20 protein-coding genes are annotated in these 23,098 nt (G+C 69.8%); 13 read left to right on the top strand and 7 right to left on the bottom strand.

Translation table 11 applies throughout. The features are described 5' to 3' along the window. Positions 1-145: 145 nt before the first annotated feature. Positions 146-2,218, top strand: coding sequence for a phosphate acetyltransferase (pta, locus tag LTT66_RS09930; protein ID WP_233066140.1), 2,073 nt, complete (start codon positions 146-148; stop codon positions 2,216-2,218). A 111-nt stretch (positions 2,219-2,329) separates the two neighbouring features. After that, positions 2,330-3,541 carry an acetate kinase gene (locus LTT66_RS09925; RefSeq protein WP_233066138.1) on the top strand — a complete coding sequence of 404 codons (1,212 nt, stop codon included), beginning with the start codon at positions 2,330-2,332 and terminating at the stop codon, positions 3,539-3,541. On the opposite strand, the gene LTT66_RS09920 is transcribed toward LTT66_RS09925, so the two are convergent. The 3 genes from LTT66_RS09920 to LTT66_RS09910 are packed head-to-tail and all read right to left on the bottom strand — an operon-like array spanning position 3,538 to position 8,736. Continuing rightward, on the bottom strand, positions 3,538-6,366 hold the full coding sequence (locus LTT66_RS09920) for a serine/threonine-protein kinase (RefSeq protein WP_233066136.1): 2,829 nt from the start codon (positions 6,364-6,366) through the stop codon (positions 3,538-3,540). The genes LTT66_RS09925 and LTT66_RS09920 overlap by 4 nt on opposite strands. 7 nt (positions 6,367-6,373) lie before the next feature. Then, positions 6,374-7,357 carry a glutamate ABC transporter substrate-binding protein gene (locus LTT66_RS09915; RefSeq protein ID WP_233066134.1) on the bottom strand — a complete coding sequence of 328 codons (984 nt, stop codon included), beginning with the start codon at positions 7,355-7,357 and terminating at the stop codon, positions 6,374-6,376. After that, positions 7,354-8,736, bottom strand: coding sequence for a hypothetical protein (locus LTT66_RS09910; RefSeq protein WP_195066310.1), 1,383 nt, complete (start codon positions 8,734-8,736; stop codon positions 7,354-7,356). Before LTT66_RS09910 ends, LTT66_RS09915 begins: the two co-directional genes overlap by 4 nt. Before the next feature lie 186 nt (positions 8,737-8,922). On the opposite strand from LTT66_RS09910, the gene LTT66_RS09905 reads away from it, so the two are divergent. Further along, positions 8,923-9,615: an NUDIX hydrolase gene (locus tag LTT66_RS09905; protein WP_181725015.1), complete on the top strand. Its 693-nt coding sequence runs from the start codon at positions 8,923-8,925 to the stop codon at positions 9,613-9,615. Between the two features lie 9 nt (positions 9,616-9,624). On the opposite strand, the gene thiE is transcribed toward LTT66_RS09905, so the two are convergent. Next, the gene (gene thiE, locus LTT66_RS09900) at positions 9,625-10,323 is read right to left on the bottom strand and encodes a thiamine phosphate synthase (protein ID WP_233066132.1); all 699 of its coding nucleotides are present in this window, start codon (positions 10,321-10,323) and stop codon (positions 9,625-9,627) included. A gap of 57 nt (positions 10,324-10,380) precedes the next feature. Between thiE and thiO the strand changes: the two genes are divergently transcribed. From thiO to thiG, 3 genes are all read left to right on the top strand, one after another. Further along, the gene (gene thiO, locus LTT66_RS09895) at positions 10,381-11,454 is read left to right on the top strand and encodes a glycine oxidase ThiO (RefSeq protein ID WP_233066130.1); all 1,074 of its coding nucleotides are present in this window, start codon (positions 10,381-10,383) and stop codon (positions 11,452-11,454) included. Beyond that, complete coding sequence (thiS, locus tag LTT66_RS09890; RefSeq protein ID WP_043699456.1) at positions 11,451-11,669, top strand: sulfur carrier protein ThiS; 219 nt, start codon at positions 11,451-11,453, stop codon at positions 11,667-11,669. Before thiO ends, thiS begins: the two co-directional genes overlap by 4 nt. Positions 11,670-11,742: 73 nt before the next feature. Beyond that, positions 11,743-12,447: a thiazole synthase gene (thiG, locus tag LTT66_RS09885; protein WP_228820167.1), complete on the top strand. Its 705-nt coding sequence runs from the start codon at positions 11,743-11,745 to the stop codon at positions 12,445-12,447. A gap of 42 nt (positions 12,448-12,489) precedes the next feature. Here thiG and LTT66_RS09880 read toward each other — a convergent pair whose 3' ends face one another. Then, positions 12,490-13,476 (bottom strand): aldo/keto reductase, encoded by a 987-nt coding sequence (locus LTT66_RS09880; RefSeq protein ID WP_233066127.1) that lies wholly within the window; start codon positions 13,474-13,476, stop codon positions 12,490-12,492. 422 nt (positions 13,477-13,898) lie between these two features. Further along, the gene (locus tag LTT66_RS09875) at positions 13,899-14,369 is read right to left on the bottom strand and encodes a DUF6194 family protein (RefSeq protein ID WP_233066125.1); all 471 of its coding nucleotides are present in this window, start codon (positions 14,367-14,369) and stop codon (positions 13,899-13,901) included. A gap of 83 nt (positions 14,370-14,452) precedes the next feature. Between LTT66_RS09875 and LTT66_RS09870 the strand changes: the two genes are divergently transcribed. From LTT66_RS09870 to LTT66_RS09855, 4 genes are all read left to right on the top strand, one after another. Next, complete coding sequence (locus LTT66_RS09870) at positions 14,453-15,154, top strand: MerR family transcriptional regulator (RefSeq protein ID WP_233069097.1); 702 nt, start codon at positions 14,453-14,455, stop codon at positions 15,152-15,154. A gap of 122 nt (positions 15,155-15,276) precedes the next feature. Next, a complete protein-coding gene (locus LTT66_RS09865) occupies positions 15,277-16,221 on the top strand; it encodes an ABC transporter ATP-binding protein (RefSeq protein WP_233066123.1) in 945 nt (314 codons plus the stop codon). Continuing rightward, entirely contained in the window at positions 16,221-16,982 is a 762-nt protein-coding gene (locus LTT66_RS09860; protein ID WP_195097337.1) for an ABC transporter permease, read from the top strand. The genes LTT66_RS09865 and LTT66_RS09860 overlap by 1 nt, the downstream gene beginning before the upstream one ends. Positions 16,983-17,343: 361 nt before the next feature. Then, on the top strand, positions 17,344-18,264 hold the full coding sequence (locus LTT66_RS09855) for an adenylate/guanylate cyclase domain-containing protein (RefSeq protein WP_408638765.1): 921 nt from the start codon (positions 17,344-17,346) through the stop codon (positions 18,262-18,264). Positions 18,265-18,289: 25 nt separating this feature from the next. Here the strand turns inward: LTT66_RS09855 and LTT66_RS09850 are convergent, their stop codons facing one another. After that, positions 18,290-18,448: a hypothetical protein gene (locus LTT66_RS09850; protein ID WP_181720793.1), complete on the bottom strand. Its 159-nt coding sequence runs from the start codon at positions 18,446-18,448 to the stop codon at positions 18,290-18,292. Between the two features lie 188 nt (positions 18,449-18,636). Between LTT66_RS09850 and LTT66_RS09845 the strand changes: the two genes are divergently transcribed. The 3 genes from LTT66_RS09845 to LTT66_RS09835 are packed head-to-tail and all read left to right on the top strand — an operon-like array spanning position 18,637 to position 23,095. After that, on the top strand, positions 18,637-20,352 hold the full coding sequence (locus LTT66_RS09845; protein WP_233066121.1) for an acyclic terpene utilization AtuA family protein: 1,716 nt from the start codon (positions 18,637-18,639) through the stop codon (positions 20,350-20,352). Next, positions 20,349-21,500 carry an acyl-CoA dehydrogenase family protein gene (locus LTT66_RS09840; protein ID WP_181720791.1) on the top strand — a complete coding sequence of 384 codons (1,152 nt, stop codon included), beginning with the start codon at positions 20,349-20,351 and terminating at the stop codon, positions 21,498-21,500. The genes LTT66_RS09845 and LTT66_RS09840 overlap by 4 nt, the downstream gene beginning before the upstream one ends. Further along, positions 21,497-23,095, top strand: a complete 1,599-nt coding sequence (locus LTT66_RS09835; RefSeq protein WP_233066119.1) for an acyl-CoA carboxylase subunit beta — start codon at positions 21,497-21,499, stop codon at positions 23,093-23,095. Before LTT66_RS09840 ends, LTT66_RS09835 begins: the two co-directional genes overlap by 4 nt. Positions 23,096-23,098 lie beyond the last annotated feature (3 nt).

The following is a 23,098-nucleotide window of genomic DNA, read 5'->3' as shown; positions in this document are numbered from 1 at the left end:
CGTGGGACACCGACCACGGCGGCTTCAGCCGCTGTCCCGCGGCGGGGCCGCTCGGTGCGTGGCGGCGGGCGACGCTCTGCCGCACGGCCGGTGACGAGGCTCGCGCGCGCCGCTCGGTTGCCCCTGGTTCACTAAGCTCTCGGACATGGCCGACAACGCTCCATCCGCCGTGTACATCGCCTCACCCGAAGGCGACACCGGTAAGTCGACGGTGGCCCTCGGGGCACTGCAGATGCTGTGCGCGACGACCGCGCGGGTCGGGGTCTTCCGCCCGATCACGCGCTCGACCACCGAGCCCGACTACATCCTCGAGTTGCTGCTCGAGCACAGTACGGCGGACATCGACTACGCGCAGGCGATCGGCACCACCTACGAGCAGGTGCACGCCGACCCGGACGCGGCGATCAGCGAGATCGTCCAGCGCTTCCACGACGTCGCCAAGCTGTGCGACGCGGTGGTCGTGGTCGGCAGCGACTACACCGACGTGGCCAGCCCCAGCGAGCTGCGGTTCAACGCGCGGATCGCGGTCAATCTGGGCGCCCCGGTGTTGCTGGTGGTCCGCGGCGCGGGCCGCACTCCGGACGAGGTGCGGCAACTGGCCGAACTGTGCGCGTCCGAGCTGGCTCACGAGCACGCGCAGCTGGTCGCGATCATCGCCAACCGCTGTGAGCCGCAGAGCTTGGACGAGGTGGCCGCGGTGCTGGGTGCGCTGGAGGTCCCCTCCTGGACGCTGCCCGAGGTCCCCTTGCTGATCGCGCCCACGATGGCCGAGCTGTGTACCGCGATCGACGGCGAGATGTACAGCGGCGACCCGGAATTGTTGCACCGCGAGGCGCTGAAGATCATGGTCGGCGGCATGACGGCCGAGCACATCCTGGAACGGCTGGTCGAGGGCGTGGTCGTGATCGCGCCGGGCGATCGGTCCGACGTGCTGCTCAGCGTCGTGAACGCGCATGAGGCGGAGGGCTTCCCGTCGCTGTCGGGCATCATCATGAACGGTGGCCTGCTGCCGCATCCCGCGGTGGCGCGGCTGATGACCGGTCTCAAGCCCAAGCTGCCGATTCTCACCACCGACCTCGGCACCTACGACACCGCGGGCGCGGCCTACCGCACCCGCGGCCGGATGTCCGCGGGCAACCCGCGCAAGGTCGACACGGCTCTGGCCTTGATGGAGGAACGCGTCGACGCGGTGGAGCTGTTGCGGCGCATCGACGTTCCGCCCAGCTCGGTGATCACCCCTCAAATGTTCGAATACCAGCTCATCGAGCGCGCGCGAGCCGATCGCAAGCGCATCGTGCTGCCCGAAGGCGACGACGACCGCATCCTGCGCGCGGCCGGGCGGGTGCTCCAGCGCAAGATCGCCGATCTGGTCATCCTCGGCGAGGAGATGACCGTGCGCGCCCGCGCCGCCGAACTCGGGGTGGACATCTCCGCCGCCGAGGTGCTCGACCCGCGCAGCTCCGGCTATCTGGACGAGTTCGCCGCCGAGTACGCCGAACTGCGCAAACACAAGGGGATGACGGTGGAGCGGGCCCGCGAAACCGTGGCCGACATCTCGTACTTCGGCACCATGATGGTGTACAAGGGGATCGCCGACGGCATGGTCTCGGGCGCGGCGCACACCACGGCGCACACCATCCGGCCGTCGTTGGAGATCATCAAAACGGTGCCGGGTGTCGCCACCGTCTCCAGTGTGTTCCTCATGTGCCTGGCCGATCGGGTGCTCGCGTACGGCGATTGCGCGGTCGTGCCGGACCCGACGGCGCAGCAGCTGGCCGACATCGCGGTCTCCTCCGCGGCGACCGCCGAGCGCTTTGGTATCGAACCCAGGGTCGCGATGCTGTCGTATTCGACCGGCGAATCGGGCAGCGGCGCGGACGTGGACAAGGTGCGCGTCGCGACCAAGCTGGTGCGGGAGCGCACGCCGGAGCTACCGGTGGAGGGGCCGATCCAGTACGACGCCGCGATCGAACCGACCGTCGCCGATACCAAGCTGCCCGATTCCGAGGTCGCCGGACGCGCGACCGTGTTCGTGTTTCCCGATCTCAATACCGGCAACAACACCTACAAGGCGGTGCAGCGCAGCGCGGGCGCGATCGCGATCGGGCCGGTGCTGCAGGGCTTGCGCAAGCCGGTCAACGATCTGTCCCGCGGCGCACTGGTGGCCGACATCGTCAACACCGTGGCGATCACCGCCATCCAGGCGCAGGAGGGCTGATGCGGGCGCTGTCCGCGTGGCGGCGCGGAACAATCGCGTCGTGATCGTGGTTGCTGAGCGAGCGTGGTCGCCCCGCCGGGTGCGGTCGCCACGCGGGATACAGGAGGCGTAATGGGCGAGACGGCCGAGAACTTCGTGCTGGTGATCAACTCCGGCTCGTCGTCCATCAAGTATCAGCTGCTCGACCCGGAGTCGAGCGTGGTCGCCGCGTCCGGGATCGTGGAGCGCATCGGCGAGGACGACAGCGTGATCCAGCACCGCGCCGACGGCGAGACCACCGAGCGCCGCGAGCCGATCGCCGACCATACTGCCGGGTTGCGGCTGGTCTTCGACATGTTCGCCGCGACGGGCCATGATCTGCGGCGGGAGGGCGTGCGTGCGGTCGGGCATCGCGTGGTGCACGGCGGCGAGGTGTTCTACCGGCCCACCCTGATCGATGACGAGGTGGCCGCCGCGATATCGGACCTGTCCGCGCTGGCGCCGCTGCACAACCCGGCCAACCTCGCCGGGATCGAGAGCGCGCGTGCGCTGTTGCCGGACGTGCCGCAGGTCGCCGTGTTCGACACGGCGTTCTTCCACGGCCTGCCCGCCGCCGCCAAGACCTACGCCATCGATGCCAAAGTGGCCGCCGCGCACGGCATCCGGAAGTACGGATTTCACGGGACCTCGCACGAGTACGTGTCCGGCCGGGTGGCCGAGCTGCTCGGGCGCGACCCGGGCGAGCTGAACCAGATCGTCTTCCACCTGGGCAACGGCGCGTCGGCTTCGGCCATCCGCGGCGGGCGTCCGGTGGACACGAGCATGGGCCTCACCCCGTTGGAAGGTCTGGTGATGGGCACCAGGCCGGGTGACCTCGATCCCGGCATCGTCGCGCATCTCGCGCGGTCCGCGCACCTGGACCTCGATCAGATCGACACGCTGCTCAACCGGGATTCCGGCATCAAAGGCCTGTCCGGCGTGAACGATTTCCGCGAACTACGGCGCCTCATCGAGAGCGGAGACGAAGCCGCACGGCTGGCCTACGATGTGTACGTTCATCGTCTGCGTCGCTATCTCGGGGCATACCTGATCGAGCTCGGTGGCGTCGACGCGATCACCTTCACCGCCGGGGTCGGGGAGAACAGCCCGCAGGTTCGCGCCGACGCCCTGGCGGGCCTGGCCCGGTTCGGCATCGAGGTCGACCCGGCGGCCAACACGGCGGAAAACCGTGCCGCACGGCGGATCTCCCCGCGGGACGCACCGGTGGCGGTGCTCGTGGTGCCCACGAACGAGGAACTGGCCATCGCCCGTGCCGCGCGGCGGGTGGTCGACCGGCTGGACTAGATCCAGGTCTTCGCGCGAATCGAATTGGCCAGGTCGACGAGCGCGTATCGATGCTTGCGGTCGGGCGCCCCGCGAGCCAGGGTGCGCAGATTCGTCTCGGTGCGCGCCCTCAGTTCGCGTTCGGTGAACGGCGCGCCGAACAGCGTGGCGTCGGGGCGCCTGGGCTCGTTGCCCGCCTGCAGCCACGCCAAGGCGGCGCCGAGGACCAACACCCGCATCTGCACCGCGCGACTCTCGCCCGCGGGCAGGCTCCGCAGCCGCGACGCCGAGATGTGCAGGGTGGCCTCATCGAGATCGGCCACCGGCGCGGCGGTGAGCATGAGCAGTACGGCGGTCATCCGCGCGGTGGTGAAATGCCGCGACGCGGCGGGCACCGCGTCCAGCGCCTGGACGGCCTGGTTCACCCGGCCGTCCGTGGCCAGTTGCCTGGCCAGCCCGAAGGCGGCGCTCACCACGGTGCGGTCGGTGCGCCAGACGGTCTCGTACGCCTTCTCCGCGTAGGCGCGCCACTGTTCGGGGTCTGGCGAGTCCCAGTGCTGTAGGACGAGTTCGGCGGTGGCGGCGAGTGCGAGCTGGGGGGCGAGCTCGCCGGGGAGCACCCGGAAGACCTCGTCGAAATTGGTGAACGCGCGCTCGTACTCCCGGTCGAGCAACTGGGCCATACCGCGATACCAACTCACCCGCCATTCCCGTTGGGGTAGCCGGGCGAGCAGATCCAGGACCGTGGCCGACTCGCGCAGATCGAGTCGCACCCGCGCCTCGGCGAGGGTGAGTTCCAGATCGAGTGTTTCCGGGGCGTTGGCGGGATCGGTGTCGGCTCGATCCCGGGCGTTGCGCAGCGCCTCCAGCGCGTGCGCGGGCTCGGGATGCACCGCGGCCGAGAGCAGTGGCGCGGACGGCTCGGCCGGGTCGAGCAGCGGGATCGGCAATCCCGCCACCACCTCGAGAGCGTCGAGCAAGCTGCTGCGCGGCCGGCCGTCGGCGTAAGCGTCGGTCTGGCTGATCAGCTCCTCGGTGCCGAAGCTCGCCCGGGGCGGAGTGAACACGGTGGACAGCTGCGGGTGCTCGGTATCGGTCTCCAGCGCGAGGACCTTGCGCAGCACCCCCGACAGCTGGGCCGACATCGCGCGGGCGGAAGGGAAGCGGCGCTGCGGATCCGGATCGGTGGCGCACAGCAGCAGGCGGTGGAAGGACTCGTAGCGCGCCAGCACCGGTTCGTCGGCCGGGTCGGGCAGACCGTCGAGATAACGTCCGTGCTCCGAAGGCATGTTCAGCGTGAGCACGGCCAGCGTGCGCCCCACCGTGTAGATGTCCGAGGCGACGGTCGGGCCGGTGCGCGCGATCTCCGGGGCTTGGAAGCCCCTGGTGCCGTACAGGTTTCCGTACGCCTCGATGGTGGCGACGGCGCCGAGGTCGATGAGCTTGACCTGGTCCTCGGTGACCATGATGTTGTCCGGCTTGAGGTCGTTGTAGGTCAGCCCGGTCGAGTGCAGGTACTCCAGCGCGGGCAGGATCTCCAGCAGGTAGGCGATCGCCTCGGTGACCGGCATGCGCTTCGGGCGTTCGCAGGCGTCGAGGATGTCACGCAGCGAGCGGCCGCCCACGTACTCCATGACGATGTAGCCGACCGGTGTGCCGTCCGCGCCGGTGTGCTCGACGAAGTTGTAGATCTTGACGATGCTGGGATGCGCCACCTCGGCGAGGAACTGGCGTTCGGCCATGGCGACCGCCTGCGCTTCGGCGTCCCCGCTGTGCAGCAGGCCTTTCAGCACGACCCAGCGGTCGCTGACGTTGCGGTCGATCGCCAAGTAGATCCAGCCGAGTCCGCCGTGGGCGATGCAGCCTTGGATCTCGTACTGTCCGGCCACCATCTCGCCGGGATGCAGTGTGGGGCGGAAGTCGAAGGGTACGTCGCAGGTCGCGCAGGTGCCCGCCGTGGTCGCGGGCCGGGTCGCCGTCGCCCGGCCGACCGGTTTGCCGCAGCGCCAGCAGAATCGCCTGCCCTCGGAGACGACCGCGTCGGTGAGGACGGCGTCGCGAGGGTCCGCAGGCGTCACGGTCGGGATCGGCACCAGTCCCGCGCCGAGCCGTCGCACCGCAGGCCGGGTCCGCGCGGTGCGCACGCTGCGGCCCGAGGTGCGCAGGGGGGCGGAGGTGGGTTCGGACGTCGTGCGCCGAGTCACGTCCTGCCCTGCTTGTTCGGCCTGCGTCGCCGTGTCCCGTGCGTCTACCGCCACCGTGCCGGGACCGTCGTCGGTGGAGCGCGCCGGTTCCGCGACATCCTGCTCCGCGTCGGGCGGCGGTGCTTCCTGGCATCCGGGCGGGTCGAGGCTCGGCTCGCGGTTTCCCTGGACCGTGCCCGCGGTGGTGTCCGTACGTCTCACCTGCATGCGGGTCGCGGCCGGGTCGTCTTCCGCTGCTCGGGCGCTCGATTCGGCGGTATCCGGTGTGCCGGTCGCCGCCGATGGGCCGGGTTCGCTTGCCTCGTCGTCTCCGGACGATGTCGCTTTCGCGGAATCCGGGTCGGCCGCCCTCCGCGGTTCCTGGTCTGCGCCAGTCGTATCGGCGTCCCGGCTCCACACGACCGTGCCGAACGACGATTCCGTTCGGCCGACCTGCTCGCGGGTGGCGTCCCGGTCCTGCGCGACCGGGTTCGGCTCGATCCGGCCGGGCGGCCCGGCCGCGCCCTCGCCCGCGCTCACGTTCGGTTCGTAGTCTCCGTGCAGTCCTTTCGGCGCGGCTCCATCCGGGCGATGTCCGGCCGACCCGGGCCCTCCCGTGGCGGTCTCGTCCGGGTCGGGCTCGGGGGCGGGCCGTGTGCTCATTCGCCCGTCAGTCCTGATAGGTGGGGGCGGGCGGAGCAGGAACGGGGCCGAGCGAGGGAAGATATTTCTGGTATAGACCGACCCACGTACCGTCGTTGCGGATGCGTTCCAGCGTGCCGTTGACGAAGCGGACGAGATCGTCGTCGCCCTTGGGGATGCCGATGCCGTACGGCTCCTCGCTGATGCTGCCGCCGACCAATTCGGTGTACGGGTCCTGCGCGGCCAAGCCGGCGAGAACGGCGTCGTCGGTGCTGACCGCGTCCACCTGGCGCTGCTGCAGGACGACCAGGCAGTCGGCCCAGCTCGGCACGGTGAGGATGGTGGCGGCAGGCTGGTCGCGGCGAATGTGCTCCAGCGACGTGGTGCCGGAAACGATGCACACCCGTCGACCGGCGAGATCGGCCAGACTGCGGATACCGGAGTTCTTCACCGCGAGCACCCGCTGATTCGCGTGCAGATAGACGGTGGAGAAGGCGACCTTCTCGCGGCGCTCGCAATTGATCGTCATGGTCTTGGCCACCAGGTCGACGGTGCGGTTCTGCAACGCCGTCTCGCGTTCGGCGGAGCCGAGGCTGCGGAACTCGATCAGATCCGGGCTGCCGAGCAGGTCGCGGGCCACCTCCCTGGCGATGTCGGCGTCGAAGCCGACGATGGCGCCGGAGACCGGGTCGCGGTAGCTGAACAGATTGCTGCCGGTGTCCAGGCCGACGAGCAGTCGGCCGCGCGCCCGGATCGCATCGATCGCGGGGCCGCGCGCGGCGTTCCCCGCTCCGGTCGGGCGCAGGCTGGCGGTCGCGTCTCCACATCGCGATTTGCCAGGCGGCAGTGGGACGGGCGAATCGGTGAACACCGGAACGGCTTTGGCGGGCAGCGGCGGATCGGTGTAGACGGGCGACTTGGTCGGCGCAGGCGCCGTGGAATCGCTGGTGCAGCCGCTCACCAGCGCCGTCACGACGAGGACAGCTCCCAGAATGCCGCGCGCGGATCTCATCGGTACTCCCGAAGCCGGGGCCACATGCCCAGTCCGACATAGCATGCCGCCAGAATGCCGAGCACCATCGCTCCGGCGCCCAGGAAATCCAATACCCGCGCCGCCTGCGAGATCCTGTCGCGCAGGGTGTCCCTGGTGGCGGTGATTCCTTGCTCGAGCGAACGGTCCAGCGCCTCCACCTGCACGGTGGCGTCCGCGGCGCCGGGACCGGTCGCCATCACGGCCGCGGTGTTGAAATCGCCCTTGGCCAGCGCGTCGTTCATGCGCTGATGCGCCACCCGCCAGCGAGCCAGCGCCGGAACGGCGTTGCGCACCTCGCCCGCCGCGGGCGCGGAATCGGGATAATTGCCGAGCAGATCGGCCAGCCGCTCGATGTCCGCGTCGTAGGTGCGGTCGTAGTCGCCGGTGGCGTCCCGGCGCACCAGTTTCAACGTCTCCGCGGCGCGCGCCTGCTGCGCCAGGATCCGGCTCTCGGTCAGCCGTGAGGAGGGCACCGCGCCGTCGTCGCGGGCGCTGATCATCGACGTCGCCGACACCGAACCCGCGATCACCGTCCACGCCAGCAGGATCAGCATGGCCGCCGATGCGAGCAGCAGGCCCGGATTGAGCACCCGCCGCCAGCGGCGCGCCAGATCCCGCTGCACCCAGACCAGCACGCCGAGGGTGAGGATGAGCAGGCCGATCGCGGGCCATGGCGGGCGAACGTGGTTGCGCTGCGCGTCGGTCACCGCCGCCGAGCGATGATTGTGTAATTCCTCGGCCATCGGTAGCAGCGTCGTCTGCATCTGGTTGGACGCCTCACTCAAATACGCGGCCCCGACCGGATATCCGCTGCGATTGTTCGTTCGTGCGGTTTCCACCAGACCCGAGTACACCGGCAGGCCGGTAACTATGCCGGTGCGCAGCCGGGCATCCGGATCCATGCCCGCGTTCGGCCCGACGGCACGGTCGGATTGGGTCACCAACTCCGCGGCCGCCTCACCCATGGCCTGCGTGTAGCGGTCGCGCACCGCCTGCGGTTCCAGCCCGCCCGCGATGAAGGCGGTGCTGGCGGCGGCGTCGGCGATCGACAGCGAGGTGTAGAGCCGATGCGCCGAGTGCGCGTCCGGCTCGGTGTCGTAGAGCAGCACGTCCAGGCCCTGCTGCCGGTCACCCACCGTCGCGGCGGTCACCGAACCCGCGGCCAGGCACAGGCCGATGAGCAGCAGGCCGAGCGCGATCAGCCGCCCCGGTGAGGAATTGGCGAACGAACGCAGGTTGGACAGGTCGAGACGTTCGCGCACCACCGCCACGCTCAGCCCGCCCGGAATGTCCCGACCGGCGGGCTCGGGCGCGGACGACGGCCGGATTTCGGCCGTCGTCGGCTCGGAGCTAGCCATGTCCACCTCCCCAGTTTGGGCCGCCTGAGCGGATTTCTCGACGGTTGGACCGAGAATCCGATCGACCCGTGCGTGTTGGTGCGGAGTTTATTGTGGTCGTACGGGCGCCGCGGCGTGTGAAACACCCCCGGTTGGGAGGAAACGGGGGGTGGGGCACTGCCGTAGCTGGACGAGGATGGGTACGAGATGCGTGGTGACGGTGACGGTTGGTCGCGTGGCCCGGACGGATTGCGGCACTGGGGTCGCTTCGGCGCGGCCGGACTTCTGCTGCGCGCTCCGCTCGCCGGCGGCGGCTCGGCGGTGCTGCTGCAACACCGCGCTCCCTGGAGTCATCAAGGCGGGACCTGGGCGTTGCCCGGCGGTGCGCGCGACAGCCACGAGACGCCGGTGCACGCGGCGGTCCGCGAGGCGTGGGAGGAGGCGGGCATCGAGCCCGCCGACGTGCGGGTCCGCGGCGAGCGGGTGACGGCGTCGGCGCTGAGCGGCTGGACCTACACGACCGTCGTCGCCGACGCGGTGATGACCCTCCCGACCACCGGCAATCGCGAGAGCACCGAATTGGCCTGGGTTCCCGAGGACGAGGTCGAGGCCCGTCCGCTGCACCCCGGCTTCGCCGCGTCCTGGCCGACGTTGCGCGCCGCGCCCGCGCGGGTGCTGCTCGCCGAGATCGGTGACGACCGCGCGGTGGCCGCCGCGCTGCCGCGCACACTCGACCTCGCCGACCTCGGTTTCGTTTGGCTGCATTCGGATCCGGCCGGGCCGGGCGACTATGCCCGGATCGTCGACGAGCCGGGCACACAGGTCGCGGAACCGGCGTCGAACGGAAACACGGCGGTGGAGACCGCGCTTTCGTTCACCCGCGGGCAGGTGCTTTCCTGACCGCGACGATCACGCGTTCGCCAGCAGCGCCGATTTCAGCTCGCGCGCCGCGGCCTCCGGATCGCGTGCCTCGGTGATCGCGCGGACCACGACGACCCGCTTCGCCCCGGCTTCCAGCAGCTGCGCGAGATTGTCGGCGTTGATCCCGCCGATGGCGAACCACGGCCGGGTGGGATGGGCCTCCGCGGTCGAGCGGACCAGTTCGGGGCCCGCCGCCTGCCTACCGGGTTTGGTGGGGGTCGCCCAGATGGGGCCGGTGCAGAAGTAATCGATGTGCTCATCGATCGCGGCGAGCCCGGCCTGCGCGCGATTGTGCGTGGATCGTCCGATCACCACGTCCGGCCCCAGAATCCGGCGCGCGTACCAGGGCGGAAGGTCGCCCTGCCCGAGATGGAGCACGTCGGCGCCGGAGGCGAGCGCGATGTCCGCGCGGTCGTTCACCGCGACCAGGCCGCCGTGCCTGCGCGCGGCGGCCTTCAATTCGGCGAGCGCGCCGAGTTCGGCCCTGGCCTCCAGCGGGCCGAATTTCGCCTCGCCCGGCGAGCCTTTGTCTCTGAGCTGGATGATGTCGACTCCGCCCGCGAACGCCGCCTCGGCGAACTTGGCCAGATCGCCCTTCTCCCGGCGTGCGTCGGTGCAGAGATACAGCCGCGCGTTCGCCAGACGCTCCCGCGGCGAGGCGGGTCGATTCGGATGGGAGGGTTGCACGCCTTCGACGGTAGCCGCGCTACCGTGGGGATGCGAAACAGGAGGCAGGTGGATCGGATGCGGACTCTGGCCGTCGTCGGTGGCGGCGCCGTCGGGCTCGCCGTGGCCTGGCGGGCCGCCGAGGCCGGTTGGTCGGTCACCCTCTTCGATCCGGCCGTCGCGACCGGTGCTTCCTGGGTGGCCGGGGGCATGCTCGCACCGCTGTCGGAGGGCTGGCCCGGCGAGGAGCGGGTGCTCGCGTTCGGCGCCGCCTCGCTGGCCCGCTGGCCCGAGTTCGCCGCCCGGCTGGAGGCCGCGACCGCGGTGCCGGTCTTCGTGGCCGATGAGACCATGACCGTCGCGCTGGACGCGGCCGACGCCGCCGACCTGCGCACCGTGGCCGACTGGGTCGGCGAACGCGGGCACGAGTTGCATGTGTTGGACCGCGCCGGAGTTCGGGAGCGGGAACCGAGCCTGGCCCGGACGGTGCGCGCGGGGTTGCTCGCACCCACCGAACCCGCGGTCGACAATCGCAAGCTCGTCGGCGCGCTGCGGCAGGCGGCCGTGGCGGCGGGCGTCACGGTGCGCGCCGAATCCGTAGACTCGCTGACGGAACTTCCGCACGACCAAGTCGTGCTCGCCGCCGGGGCCGCGTCGGCGAGGTTGTGGCCCGAGCTGCCGGTCCGCCCGGTCAAGGGCGAGATCCTGCGCCTGCGGCAACGGCCGGGGGTCGCTCCGGCGCCGCGCAGGGTGATCCGGGCACGGGTGCACGGACGGCCGGTGTATCTGGTGCCGCGCGTGGACGGGATCGTCGTCGGCGCCACGCAGTACGAAGCGGGTTTCGACACCGCCGTGACCGTGGCGGGCGTCCGCGACCTGATCGCCGACGCGGAGGCGGTGTTCCCCGGCATCGGCGAATACGAACTCGCCGAGGCCAGCGCGGGTTCCCGGCCGGGCAGCCCGGACAACCTGCCGCTGATCGGCCGGCTCACCGACCGGATCGTCGCGGCCACCGGACACGGCCGCAACGGCATGTTGACACTGCCGCTCACGGTGGACGCGGTGGCGAGCCTGCTCGGCGGGGCAACGCTGCCCGAAGCGGAAGTAGCCGACCCGCAACGCTTTTCGACGACTGTAGGAGGAAGCCGATGACGCTGTCATCCGTTCCCATCGGTGTCACGGTGAACGGCGACGAGCACGAGTTCGCCGAGCCGCTCACCGTGCGCGAGTTGCTGGACCGCCTCGGCCTGCCGTGCCAGGGGGTCGCGCTCGCGGTGGACGGCGCCGTGTTCCCCAAGTCGCGCTGGGACGAACCGGTCGGGCGCGGCTGGCAGATCGAGGTGCTGACGGCGGTCCAAGGTGGCTGAGGCAGCGACGGCAGCCGGGCGGGCCGACGCCCCGCTGCGGATCGCCGACCGTGAGTTCGGTTCCCGCCTGATCATGGGCACCGGCGGCGCGGAGAACCTCGCTGTGCTGGAGGAGGCGCTGATCGCCTCCGGCACCGAGCTGACCACCGTGGCCATGCGGCGCATCGATGCCGCGGGCGGCACCGGCGTGCTCGACCTGCTGAAGCGGCTGGACATCGCGCCCCTGCCGAACACGGCGGGCTGCCGCACCGCGGCCGAAGCGGTGCTCACCGCGCAGCTGGCGCGCGAGGCGCTGGACACCGACTGGGTGAAGCTCGAGGTGGTCGCCGACGAGCGCACCCTGCTGCCCGATCCGATCGAGTTGCTCACCGCCGCCGAACAACTCGTCGACGACGGATTCGTCGTGCTGCCCTACACCAACGACGACCCGGTCCTGGCCCGGCGCCTGGAGGACGCGGGTTGCGTGGCGGTGATGCCGCTGGGCGCTCCCATCGGCACCGGTCTCGGCATCGGCAATCCGCACAATATCGAGATGATCGTCGCGGACGCGAAGGTCCCGGTCATCCTGGACGCGGGTATCGGCACCGCGAGCGACGCCGCGCTCGCCATGGAACTGGGCTGCTCGGCGGTGCTCCTGGCCACTGCCGTCACCAGGGCGCACCGCCCCGAACTGATGGCCGCCGCCATGGCGGACGCGGTTCGCGCCGGATACGCCGCCCGCTTGGCCGGGCGCATCCCGAAACGGTTCTGGGCGCAGGCGTCGTCCCCGGCGCTGTGACGGGGCCGAACTCAGCGGCCGGTACCGCGTCACACGGCGAACTCAACCGTTGACGAAGGTGAGGCTCGTCGCGTCGTAGCGGGTGCCCGCGATCTGCTCGGGCGGGGCGGCGGCCTCGATGGCGGCGAGGTCGTCGGCGGACAGCTCGAGGGTCGACGCCGCGAGGTTCTCCTCCAGATACCGCTGCCGCCGGGTGCCGGGGATCGGCACCACGTCCTCGCCTCGGTGTTGCACCCAAGCCAACGCGAGTTGACCCGCGGTGACTCCCTTCGCCGCGGCCAGCTCGTTCAGCTTCGCGACGATCGCCAGGTTCCGTTCGAGATTGCCCTCGGCGAAACGCGGCTGGCTGCGCCGCACGTCGGTTTCCGCCAGCCCTTCGACCGAGCTGTAGCGGCCGGTCAGGAATCCGCGCCCGAGCGGAGAGAACGGGACCAGGCCGATGCCGAGTTCCCGGCAGACCGGTGCGATCTCCGCCTCCAGATCCCGGGTCCACAGCGACCACTCGCTCTGCAACGCGGTGATCGGGTGCACCGCGTGCGCCCGCCGGATGGTCTGCGCGCCGGCCTCCGACAGCCCGAGGTGTCGGACCTTCCCGGCCTGGACCAGCTCGGCCATCGCGCCGACGGTCTCCTCGATCGGCACCTCCGGGTCCACCCGGTGCAAATAATAGAGGTCGATGTGGTCGACCCCGAGCCGATCCAACGATGCCTCGCAAGCCTGCCGTACGTAAGCGGCGTCGCCGCGGATCCGGGTGGCCTCACCGAGGCGGTTGGCGAAGCCGAACTTCGTGGCCAGGACCACCTCGTCACGACGACCCGCGATGGCCCGCCCGATCAACTCCTCGTTGTGCCCGGCGCCGTAGAAGTCGGCGGTGTCCAGCAAACTCACCCCCAGGTCGAGGGCGTGGTGCAGCGTCGCGATCGACTGCGCGTCGTCCGCGGCGCCGTATGCGTGACTCATCCCCATGCACCCGAGCCCCTGCGCGGAGACCGTCAGTTCGCCCAGCTGCCGAGTGGAAATATCGATCATGCTGCTACCTCCTGCATTTCGGATTCGATCGGCCCCGACGCTAGGTCCTGGAGCGCACTCCATGTCAACCGCGCGAACGCCGTCACCGATGTGCACGGCGGGAAGGGACCGCACCGAAGCGCATTTCGCTGGCGCACCAGGCCGGGGAGCAGAAGATCGCGCTGGTGCCCGTCGTCGCCGACGAGGGCCGTCGCCTGGAACTGACCGACTCCGCCGTGCCGACCGGCGCGGACATCAGCTACGCGGGTGACCAGTACCGCCTGCAGCGCGCGGGCCAGCCAGCAGGCATCGGCGCCCTCATCGGCGCGTTGATCGGGGTTCCGCTGCTGATCGGCATCATCCCGGGAGCCCCGCGAGTGGCACATGGTGGAGAGGTTTTCTCGCACTTCGCCGCAACCATGTGCCACTCGCGGTCTCGGATGTCAGGGGTGGGTGGGGGTACGTCGGTTGTGGCGGGAGCGCGCCAGTTCGTATGCCGTGCGGAGGAGTTCGCGGGTGAGGTCGGTGGTCCGCTGGCCCGGGTTTACTATCGCGAGCCAACCGGCGGATTTGTAGACCGGGTGGGGGATGACCGTATCTGTCGCGCTTGGGTCGTGGTCGGTGGATGGTTCGCGGGGGGTGTGGCCGGTCCACTGGATGAAGGCTTCTTTGCCTGCGTTGATATTGACGCGGAAGGTGTCTGGGCGGTCGAGGCGGGATTCCTCGTCGCCGGGGTAGTTCTTCGTGACGATCGTCGCGAAAGGTTGGGTCTTGGTCGGTACGACGCCGTCGGGTGAGTAGTAGAAGAAGGTGTCGCCCCAGCTGATTTCGGGTGAGCCGTCGCCGGGGCGGGGGGTGAGGGTCAGGACTCCGTCGAGGGCGGAGACGAAGGCGATGATCTCGTCGATGGTCATGTGCTCCAGCGAATCATTAAGGTGGTTGTGGAGACTTCGAGCGAGATATACAGGGAAGTTGGGTGGAAACTCGCAACTGCGTGATGCGCACGGTCGATGTGGCGCGGCGTGCCGGGTACTCCGTGCAGCAGATACGTAACCTCGAGCGCGATGGTGTTCTGCCTATGGCGATACGCACGGCGACGGGCTATCGCAGATATGGCGAACTGCACTTACGTTCCGCGCTCGCCTATCGAGCGCTGGCAGTGGGGGTCGGCCCGGTCGAAGCCAAGCGAATCGTTCGTGCCGTCCACGAAGGACCGTTCGCCCAGGTACTCGCCCTGCTCGACGCGGCACATGCCCGGCTGGACCGGGAGCGCACCGATCTGGAACTCGCCCAGCGGGCGGCGGCGTCGATTTCCGCCGAGCCGATCGCCGACGTGCGCGCGTCGGACGCGATGAGCGTGTCCGAACTCGCCGCCGCGCTGGGCGTGCGCCCTTCGACCTTGCGGCACTGGGACGCCGAGGGGCTCGTCGTTCCGGATCGTGTCTCCGCGCAGGGAACGAGGCGGTACTCGCCTGCTCAGGTCCGGGACGCCCGGATCGTCCACCAGCTCCGCAGCGCCGGATATCGCGTCGACCTGCTGCGACGACTGCTGCCCGGCCTACCGCGCGGCGAGGTGGCCGCAGCGCTGGCCGCTCGCGACGCGAACATCACGGCCCGCTCGCGTGCACTCCTCGACGCGGCGGCGGCGCTCGGCGCCGTGCTCGCTCTCGTGGCGCGTCCGGCGGACGGCGAGTCCTGACCGAGTGGGGATGCCCCTGGGGTGCCGAGGCGAACTCGGGGACCGCCCTCATCCTCGAGGATGATCCAACTCGCCACCAATTACCGACGCGCGCGGACGCGATCTACGGAATGCTGGGCGGCATGATCGAGCTGAGAGGCCTGACCAAGCACTACGGGCAAACCGTAGCGGTGCAGGATCTGTCCTTCACCGTTCGTCCCGGACAGGTGACGGGGTTCCTCGGGCCGAACGGCGCGGGCAAGTCGACCACCATGCGGATGATCCTCGGATTGGACAAGCCCACCGCGGGCACGGCGCTTATCCAGGGCAAGCCGTACCACGAACTGGACCATCCGTTGCGCACCGTCGGCGCGCTGCTGGACGCGAAGTGGGTGCATCCGAACCGCTCCGCGCGCGCCCATCTGGAGTGGATGGCCGCGTCCAACGACATCGCCAAGTCCCGGGTGGAGGAGGTGCTGCGGCTGGTCGGCCTGTCCGAGGTGGCGGGCAAGTCCGCGGGCGGATTCTCCCTGGGCATGTCGCAGCGGCTCGGCTTGGCCGGCGCGCTGCTGGGCGACCCGCAGGTGCTGTTGTTCGATGAGCCGGTCAACGGCCTGGACCCGGAGGGCATCCTGTGGATCCGCCGGTTCATGCAGCGGCTGGCCGCCGAGGGCCGCACGGTGCTGGTTTCCAGCCATCTGCTGTCGGAGATGGCGCAGACCGCCGAGCATCTGGTTGTGATCGGGCGCGGCAAGCTGATCTCGGACTCGACCACCCAGGAGTTCATCGAGCGCGCCTCCGAGCAGTCGGTGCGGGTGCGCAGCCCGCAGCTCGACCAGTTGCGCAGCGTGCTCACCTCGAACGGCATGACCGTCCGTGAGGACGGCGCGGGCACGGAAGGCCCCGCGCTGGTGGTGGCGAACGTGACCAGTGACGCGGTCGGCAAGCTGGCGGGCGAAAACGAGATCACGCTGTTCGAGCTGGCCCCGCAGCGCGCCTCGCTGGAAGAGGCGTTCATGCGGATGACCGGTGGCGCCGTGCAGTACCACGGCGAAGGCTTCGATCAGGTGATGGGAGGTGCGCTCTGATGGGCGTGCTGGCAGCGGAACGAATCAAGCTCACCTCCACCAGGTCGCCCTGGTGGTGCTCGGCGATCGTGGTCGCCTTGGCGCTCGGCATGGCCGCGCTGCTCGCCTCGGTGGCGCGCGCGTCCTACGGCACCGACGGCGCGATCGATCTGACCGTCTCCACCGCGGTGGCCGGAATCAGCGGCTTCGGCGTGATGGTCCTGATGATCATGGCGACCCTGACCGTGACCAGCGAATATCGCTTCGGCATCATCCGCACGACGTTCCAGGCCACGCCGCACCGGGCCAAGGTCATCCTGACCAAGGCCGGGCTGGTCGGCGTGTACGGCGCGGTGCTGACCTTCGTCCTGGTGTTCCTCGCCTACCTGGTGGCCAAGGCCCTGGGCGGTCCGGAAGCGGGCGCGTCGCTGACCCTGTCCAGTGCGGAGGACTGGCGCGAGGTCTACGGCATCCCGATCTACGCGTTCCTGTGCGTGCTGCTCGCGGTCGGGGTCGGCGTGCTGGTGCGCCAATCCGCCGCCGCGATCTCGCTGATCGTGCTGTGGCCGCTGCTCATCGAGGGCCTGCTCGGGGCGTTCGGCAGCTTCGGCCGCAATGTCACCCCGTTCCTGCCGTTCGCGAACGCGAACCACTTCATCAGCTCCGCCGCGTCCACGGCCAACTGGCACTGGGGGCCTTGGGGCAGCCTGCTGTACTTCACCGCCTTCGTCGCGATCGTCTTCGGCGCGGCCCTGGTCGTGGTGAACCAGCGCGACGCCTGACCAGCTGCGAGGCAGCCGCCTAGCTACCCGAGTCGCCATCCCTCGCCACTCGGGTGGTCGGGGCGCCGACCTTGTCGGGAGGTCCGGTGCTCCGCCTGCCGCCCGCCACTGCCCGGCGGACGGTGCGACGATCGGCCCGGTGCGAATCCTCCGCCGGGCCGATCGTGCGTGTGAACATCGAGGAAACTATGCCGCCCGCGGGTTCCGAGACCTGTTCTCGTCCGAGTAGCCTCGGTTCAGCAACCAGCTCGTTATCCATCGCCGGGCCCGACGATGTGCTCGCGGAGGTTCGCGACGGAGGTGGCAGATGGTGATGATCGGTAACACGTCTACGACTGGTCGGCTGAGATACCCTCGGGGCGTGAGTGAAACACCTTCCGGTGGCGCCGAGCCGGGGTCGGGGGCGGAAGCCGAGGGAGGCGTACCGCCCGAGGTGGTCATTCCGTTGGAGCCGTCCGACGAGTTCGATCCTCCCCGCCGTCCTGGCGGATTCCGCCGTGGCCAGCTGTCCGCGCTGGTGAGCGCGGCCAATCAGCGGGCGGATCTGATCGGCATGCTGCGCAGGGCGCGCCAGCAGTTGCCAGGGGATCCCGCTTTCGGTGACCCGCTGTCGGTTTCCGGGCCGGGCGGCGCGCGGGCGGTCGCGCGCGCGGCGGACAAACTGGTCGGCGACACGCCCAGCGCGGCGCGCGAAATCGGTTTCGGCGCCTTGCAGGTCTGGCAGGCGGCGTTGGAGCGGGTCGGACGCGGCAAAGGTAGCCAGGAAATAACTGTCATGTTCACCGACCTGGTGGCCTTCTCGCGCTGGTCGCTGTCGGCCGGTGACGAGGCCACGCTCGAACTGCTGCGCAAGGTGGCCAAGGCCATCGAGCCGCCGATCGCCGAGCGCGGCGGGCAGGTGGTCAAGCGCATGGGCGACGGCGTGATGGCCGTGTTCCCTTCGGCGGATCGCGCGATGCGCGCTGCCGTGACGGCACGGCGCAACCTGGCCGATGTGCAGGTGCGCGGCTACACCCCGCAGATGCGGATCGGTTTGCACACCGGTTCTCCGCGTGAGATCGGGGGCGACTGGCTCGGCGTGGACGTCACCATCGCGGCCCGGGTCATGGAGGCGGGTGGCAACGGGAACACCATGCTGTCCGAGGCCACGCTGCAAGGGTTGCGACCGGAGACGCTGGCGGAACTGGGCTTGGCGGTCAAACCGTATCGCCGCAGCTTCTTCGCCGCTCCGCTCAACGGCGTCCCCGATGACCTGCGGATCTTCCGCCTGTCTAAGGCTTAGGCGGCGCCGAGCCTTCGTTCGGCCCTTATGCGAGCCACCAGGTCAGCGCGCCGCCCGCCGCGAGGAGGGCGCAGACGCCCAGCGCGATCGATAGCGGCCGGGCCGTCTTCCAGGTGGTGTACGCGCCGCCGAGCAGGAAACCCGCGAGGGCGAACAGAACGATCACGGTCACGTCGCTGGACACCGTGCCTATCTTGCTCCCACTTGCTCGGTCGCGGCCGTGTGGGTGGGCGAGTCGTTCAGCGGTCAATTAACAAGCACGCATGCTTGCTTTTTTCTGGCCGTGGTGTGATGCTGGTCGCGGACGCGGACTTCACGGGTGCGGCATGCGGCTCATCCTGACGGTCCGCCGTACAGGAGGCCTTCCCGCTGATGAGTATGCTGGCCGCCGACCCGGATGTGCTCCGGATCGGCAACTGTTCCGGCTTCTATGGTGATCGGCTCAGTGCTATGCGCGAGATGCTCGACGGCGGGCAGCTCGACGTGCTCACCGGCGACTATCTCGCCGAGCTGACCATGCTGATCCTCGGCCGGGACCGGATGAAGGACCCGGACCTCGGCTACGCCAAGACCTTCGTCAAGCAGATCGAGGAATGCCTCGGGCTCGCGCTGGAGCGCAAGGTGCGCATCGTGGCGAACGCGGGTGGCCTGAACCCGGCGGGCCTGGCGCAAAAGCTGCGCAAAGTCGCCGCCGACCTCGGGCTGGACGCGAAGATCGCGCACGTGGAAGGCGACGACCTGGTAGCGCGCGCCGCCGAGCTCGGTTTCGGCGCGCCGCTGACCGCCAACGCCTACCTCGGCGCGTGGGGCATCGTCGAATGCCTGAACGCGGGCGCGGACATCGTGGTCACCGGCCGGGTCACCGACGCGTCGGTGATCGTGGGCCCCGCCGCCGCCCACTTCGGCTGGGGCCGAACGGATTATGACCGGCTGGCCGGCGCGGTGGTGGCCGGGCACGTGATCGAATGCGGTACCCAGGCCACCGGCGGGAACTACGCCTTCTTCACCGAGCTGGCCGATCTGGGCAGGCCCGGCTTCCCGATCGCGGAGATCCGCGCCGACGGCAGCAGCGTCATCACCAAGCACGCCGGTACCGGCGGCGCGGTCACCGTGGACACCGTCGAGGCCCAGCTGATGTACGAGATCCAGGGGCCCCGCTACGCCGGACCCGACGTGACCACTCGCTTGGACACAATCCGGCTCGACCAGGACGGCCTGGACCGGGTGCGGATCAGCGGCGTCACCGGTGCGCCCCCGCCGCCGAGGCTCAAGGTCTCGCTGAACACCCTCGGCGGTTTCCGCAACGAGATGGAGTTCGTGCTCACCGGCCTGGACATCGAAGCGAAAGCGGAACTGGCGCAACGCCAGCTGGAAGCCTGGCTGCCGACCCGCCCCGCCGAGCTGACCTGGACCCTGGCGCGCCTGGACCGGCCGGACGCGGAGACCGAGGAGCAGGCCAGCGCACTGCTGCGCTGCGTCGTCCGCGACCCGGACCCGAACAAGGTCGGGCGCGCGTTCTCCAATGTCGCCGTGGAACTGGCGCTGGCCAGCTACCCGGGATGCAGTTTCACGACCCTGCCGGGCAACGGATCTCCGTACGGCGTGTTCACGCCCGGGTACGTCGACGCCGCGGAGGTCCCGCACACGGCGGTGCTGCCCGACGGAATCCGCGTCGACATTCCGCCGTCCACGGAAACGGCCGAGCTTACCGCGGTTTCCGAGCCGCCCGCGCCGGAGCCGCTGCCCGCCGGGGAAACCCGCCGCGTACCACTGGGCACGATCGCGCTGGCCCGCAGTGGCGACAAAGGCGGTGACGCCAATGTCGGCGTCTGGGTGCGCACCGATGAGCAATGGCGCTGGCTGGTGCACACCCTCACCGTGGCACGCGTGAAAGAACTTCTGCCGGAAGCGGCTTCGTTGACCGTCACCCGGCACGTGCTGCCCAATCTGCGGGCGCTGAACTTCATCATCGAAGGCCTGCTCGGTCAGGGTGTGGCCTATCAGGCCCGCTTCGACCCGCAGGCCAAGGGACTCGGCGAATGGCTGCGGTCTCGTCACCTCGACATTCCAGTGGAGCTGCTGACATGACGAAACTCTGGGAAACGCCGGAACGCCGGGAACTGCGGGCCACGGTGCGTGGCTTCGTGGAACGTGAGATCCTGCCGTACCTGGACGGCTGGGAGCGCGCCGGGGAGATCCCGCGCGAGCTGCACAAGAGGGCGGGCGCGCTCGGCCTGCTCGGCGTGCAGTTCCCGGAATCCGTGGGCGGTTCCGGCGGCGACGGCGTGGACGCGATGATCGTCTGCGAGGAGATGCACCAGGCGGGTGCGTCCGGTGGGCTGTTCGCCTCGCTGTTCACCTGCGGCATCTCGGTGCCGCACATCATCGCCTCGGGCAACGCCGAGCAGATCGAGCGCTGGGTGAAGCCGACGCTGGCCGGTGCGAAGATCGGCTCGCTGGCGATCACCGAACCCGGCGGCGGATCGGATGTCGGGCACCTCACCACCACCGCGCGCCGCGACGGCGACCACTACATCGTCAACGGCGCCAAGACCTACATCACCTCCGGCGTCCGCGCCGACTTCGTGGTCACCGCGGTGCGCACCGGCGGACCGGGCTCCGGGGGCATCTCGCTGCTCATCGTCGACAAGGACACCCCCGGCTTCACGGTCAGCCGCAAACTGGACAAGATGGGTTGGCTGGCCTCCGACACCGCCGAGCTGTCCTACGTGGACGTCCGGGTGCCGGTGGAGAACCTGGTGGGCCCGGAGAACTCCGGCTTCTACCAGATCGCGGGCGCGTTCGTCAGCGAGCGCGTCGGCCTCGCGGTGCAGGCGTATTCCAGCGCGCAGCGCTGCCTGGACCTGACCCTGGAGTGGGTGCGCAACCGCGAGACCTTCGGCCGTCCGCTGATCAGCAGGCAGGCGGTGCAGAACACGGTCACCGAGATGGCGCGGCGCATCGACGTCGCCCGCGTCTACACCCGCGACGTGGTGCAGCGCAGCGCCGAAGGCGAGACCGACCTGATCGCCGAGGTGTGCTTCGCCAAGAACACCGCGGTGGAGGCGGGCGAGTGGGTGGCCAACCAGGCCGTCCAGCTGTTCGGCGGCCTCGGCTACATGCGCGAATCCGAAATCGAGCGCCAGTACCGGGACATGCGCATCCTCGGGATCGGCGGCGGCACGACCGAGATCCTCACCGGACTGGCGGCGAAGCGATTGGGGTACCAGAAATGACCGTCCTGCGCAGCACCCTGGACACCGCCGCGCCCGAGTACGAAGCGGCTGCCGACGCCATGACGGCCAAGCTCGCCGAGGTGGAGGCGGAGTTCGCCAAGGCCATCGCGGGCGGCGGGCCGGACAAACTGGCCCGGCATCGCAAGCGCGGCAAGCTCACCGCGCGCGAGCGCATCGAACTGCTCGTCGACGAGGACTCGCCGTTCCTGGAACTGTGCCCGCTGGCGGGCTGGGGCAGCGAATTCCACGTCGGCGGCAGCACCATCGCCGGGATCGGCATCGTGGAGGGCGTCGAGTGCATGATCGTCGCGCCCGACCCGACGGTGCGCGGCGGCACCTCCAACCCGTGGACGCTGCGCAAGACCCTGCGGATCAATGACATCGTGCGGGAGAACCGGCTGCCGGTGATCTCGCTGGTGGAATCCGGCGGCGCGGATCTGCCCACGCAGAAGGAAGTCTTCGTCCCCGGCGGCCGGATGTTCCGCGACCTCACCCAGGCGTCGGCGGCGGGCATCCCGACCATCGCGCTGGTGTTCGGCAACTCCACCGCGGGCGGCGCCTACATTCCCGGCATGTCCGACCACGTGGTGATGATCAAAGAGCGCTCCAAGGTGTTCCTCGGCGGTCCGCCGCTGGTCAAGATGGCCACCGGTGAGGAGTCCGACGACGAGTCCCTCGGCGGCGCCGACATGCACGCGCGGGTGTCCGGCCTCGCGGACTACTACGCGCTCGACGAGCAGGACGCGATCCGCATCGGCCGCTCCATCGTCAGGCGGCTGAACTGGCGCAAGCAGGGCCCGGCCCCGCGCGCCGAGGTGATCGAGCCGCTCTACGACCCGGAGGATCTGCTCGGCATCGTGCCGTCGGACCTGAAGATCCCGTTCGACCCGCGCGAGGTGATCGCCCGCATCGTGGACGGTTCGGACTTCGACGAGTTCAAGCCGCTCTACGGCAGCAGCCTGGTCACCGGATGGGCGGAGCTGCACGGGTATCCGGTCGGCATCCTGGCCAACGCGCGCGGTGTGCTGTTCTCCGAGGAGTCGCAGAAGGCCACCCAGTTCATCCAGCTGGCCAACAAGACGAACACGCCACTGCTGTTCCTGCACAACACCACCGGCTACATGGTGGGCAAGGAGTACGAGCAGAAGGGCATCATCAAACACGGCGCGATGATGATCAACGCCGTCTCCAATTCGAAGGTGCCGCACATCTCGGTGCTGATGGGCGCGTCCTACGGCGCGGGTCACTACGGCATGTGCGGCCGGGCCTACGATCCGCGGTTCGTGTTCGCCTGGCCCAGTGCGAAATCCGCCGTCATGGGCGGCGCGCAGCTGGCTGGCGTCATCTCGATCGTCGGCAGGGCCGCCGCCGAGGCGAAGGGCCTGCCGTTCGACGAGGAGGCCGACGCCGGGATGCGCGCGATGGTGGAGGCGCAGATCGAGGCGGAGTCGCTGGCGATGTTCATGTCCGGGCGGCTCTACGACGACGGCGTCATCGACCCGCGCGACACCCGCACCGTATTGGGAATGTCCCTCTCGGCCATTCACAATGCCCCGATCAAAGGCGCCGACAGCTTCGGCGTCTTCCGAATGTGAGGC

Source organism: Nocardia gipuzkoensis, from assembly GCF_021183645.1.
In the GTDB taxonomy this organism is placed as follows: Bacteria; Actinomycetota; Actinomycetes; order Mycobacteriales; family Mycobacteriaceae; genus Nocardia; species Nocardia abscessus.
Note: the sequence above shows the minus strand (reverse complement) of the source record. Positions and strands in the feature narration are given on the sequence as shown.

Coding starts and splice junctions, on each gene's coding strand:
- pta (WP_233066140.1), top strand. CDS start 146: ATGGCCGACAACGCTCCATCCGCCGTGTACATCGCCTCACCCGAAGGC.
- LTT66_RS09925 (WP_233066138.1), top strand. CDS start 2,330: ATGGGCGAGACGGCCGAGAACTTCGTGCTGGTGATCAACTCCGGCTCG.
- LTT66_RS09920 (WP_233066136.1), bottom strand. CDS start 6,366: ATGAGCACACGGCCCGCCCCCGAGCCCGACCCGGACGAGACCGCCACG.
- LTT66_RS09915 (WP_233066134.1), bottom strand. CDS start 7,357: ATGAGATCCGCGCGCGGCATTCTGGGAGCTGTCCTCGTCGTGACGGCG.
- LTT66_RS09910 (WP_195066310.1), bottom strand. CDS start 8,736: ATGGCTAGCTCCGAGCCGACGACGGCCGAAATCCGGCCGTCGTCCGCG.
- LTT66_RS09905 (WP_181725015.1), top strand. CDS start 8,923: ATGCGTGGTGACGGTGACGGTTGGTCGCGTGGCCCGGACGGATTGCGG.
- thiO (WP_233066130.1), top strand. CDS start 10,381: ATGCGGACTCTGGCCGTCGTCGGTGGCGGCGCCGTCGGGCTCGCCGTG.
- thiS (WP_043699456.1), top strand. CDS start 11,451: ATGACGCTGTCATCCGTTCCCATCGGTGTCACGGTGAACGGCGACGAG.
- thiG (WP_228820167.1), top strand. CDS start 11,743: ATGGGCACCGGCGGCGCGGAGAACCTCGCTGTGCTGGAGGAGGCGCTG.
- LTT66_RS09880 (WP_233066127.1), bottom strand. CDS start 13,476: ATGATCGATATTTCCACTCGGCAGCTGGGCGAACTGACGGTCTCCGCG.
- LTT66_RS09875 (WP_233066125.1), bottom strand. CDS start 14,369: ATGACCATCGACGAGATCATCGCCTTCGTCTCCGCCCTCGACGGAGTC.
- LTT66_RS09870 (WP_233069097.1), top strand. CDS start 14,453: ATGCGCACGGTCGATGTGGCGCGGCGTGCCGGGTACTCCGTGCAGCAG.
- LTT66_RS09865 (WP_233066123.1), top strand. CDS start 15,277: ATGATCGAGCTGAGAGGCCTGACCAAGCACTACGGGCAAACCGTAGCG.
- LTT66_RS09860 (WP_195097337.1), top strand. CDS start 16,221: ATGGGCGTGCTGGCAGCGGAACGAATCAAGCTCACCTCCACCAGGTCG.
- LTT66_RS09845 (WP_233066121.1), top strand. CDS start 18,637: ATGAGTATGCTGGCCGCCGACCCGGATGTGCTCCGGATCGGCAACTGT.
- LTT66_RS09840 (WP_181720791.1), top strand. CDS start 20,349: ATGACGAAACTCTGGGAAACGCCGGAACGCCGGGAACTGCGGGCCACG.
- LTT66_RS09835 (WP_233066119.1), top strand. CDS start 21,497: ATGACCGTCCTGCGCAGCACCCTGGACACCGCCGCGCCCGAGTACGAA.